The sequence below is a fragment of the Polaromonas sp. P1_G4 genome, from assembly GCF_056405475.1.
Map to the genome: position 1 here is coordinate 1 of NZ_JBFUCA010000711.1, position 1,709 is coordinate 1,709.

2 protein-coding genes are annotated in these 1,709 nt (G+C 53.5%); both read left to right on the forward strand.

Translation table 11 applies throughout. The annotated features are described in order from the left end of the window. A partial coding sequence (locus tag AC1D1X_RS22505; RefSeq protein WP_477699246.1) for a pilin occupies positions 1-355 on the forward strand: 355 nt, incomplete at its 5' end. Between the two features lie 115 nt (positions 356-470). After that, on the forward strand, positions 471-1,709 hold a 1,239-nt coding region (locus AC1D1X_RS22510), incomplete at its 3' end, for an O-antigen ligase family protein (protein ID WP_477699247.1).

Below are 1,709 nucleotides of genomic sequence, written 5' to 3' on the forward strand. Positions count from 1 at the left end.
GTGCCGTACCAGCATCACTGAAACCGTGCAATCTGCCGCCAGTTCGAATCTTCCAAGCGCCAATAACTGGGGCTGTGAAAAGAACGCCAGCGGCGCCGGTACCGCCGCAAGCGCACCAACGAAATATGTTTATTCCATCAAAACAGACAATGCCGGTGTAATCACGGTGCTCACGCAAAACGTTGCTGACTTGAAGGATGCAGGCGCCACATCGATCCAGCTGGTTCCTTTCAAGGATTCAACCACGGCACTTTCCAACACCGATGTCGGTTCAACCATCTTCAAATGGGTTTGTGGTCCTATCGCCACCGGTGGAACGCCTACCAAGTACCTGCCAGGTTCTTGCAGGGGTTAATTGCTGCGCTGCTGCCTGAAACAGCAGTTCGGTATTGCATGTAAAGCGGCGCGTCATTCGACGCGCCGCTTTTATTTTTGGGTATGAAGATAAATAAATCGTCGGAGTCCATAACTTGATTTCGGAAACTTTGGTGCGGCAGAGGGCATTTACCTGGTTGTCAGTTCTGGCGTTTCTTGYGTATCTATTGCCAAACCACTATTCCCCATGGGTTACCGCCCATCAGGAATGGGCGATGGCCTTGGCATTTCTGCCTTTGGGCTTGTGGGCTGCTATTCATGGYGTGCCAAGTGTGCCGTTATTGGCGTGGGCTGCTTGGGCTTTGGCGATAGTGCCCATGTTGCAGCTGGGCTTTGGGTTGATCGTTTTCAGGGGTGATGCCTTGATGGCGTTTTTGTACCCGGCGGGCTTTGGACTCGCCGTTTTCTTGGGGGCCCGCTATGTGAAGCCCGACGACAATCTGCCGGCGGATCTGACGCGTATCACTGGTTTGTGGCTCGCCATTTCGATGGCGTCAATTGTCTCCATGGGCGTTGCGTTCCATCAGTGGCTGGATTTAGGGAAGCTGGCGATTTTTGTGATTGACCTTGAGCCGGGTGGACGAGTCTTCGCCAATCTGGCTCAGCCGAATCAATTTGCCACACTACTGCTACTCGGCCTGACCGGGCTTTTATTTCTATTTGAGACAAGAAAAATACATGTTTGGGTAGGGCTAAGCGCGGCTCTTTGGTTGGTATTCGGGCTTGTCATGACAGGCTCCCGCTCCGTCCTGTTGGCATGGTGTTGGCTCCTGGTTTTATATGTCCCGCTGCGCAAACGGTGCCAGCTGCGTGTGAGTGGGAGCGCAATTGCCGCCATCGGTGCCTTCTACTTCGCCGTCACGCTCGCCTGGCCTTTGATTAATCAATGGCTATTGCTTGGAGCCGAAGCGGGAAGCATTGTTGGCCGCATGACTCCCGGAATTAGAACCATCTATTGGCAATCAATGATGGAGGCGATTTCCCTGGCCCCATGGCAGGGCTACGGATGGACGCAGATAGCAGCGGCACAACAAGCCACTGCACTTGCTTATCCCCCTACCTACACATTCTTTGAAAGTGCCCACAATCTCTTTCTTGACCTGATGTTGTGGAACGGTTTACCAGTCGGGCTTGCGGCCACTTTACTGGTTTCCCYATGGTTCTTGTGGCAATACCGTATTGTTCGTGATTCTCTATCCTGGTGTCTGCTGCTCGGCACGGGTTTCGTGTTCAGCCATGCCATGGTTGAGTTCCCTCTGCATTACGCCTATTTCCTGCTGCCCGTGGGGCTTTGGATGGGCGCTTTAAGCGCCAAACCGGGGGCATTCTTGGGT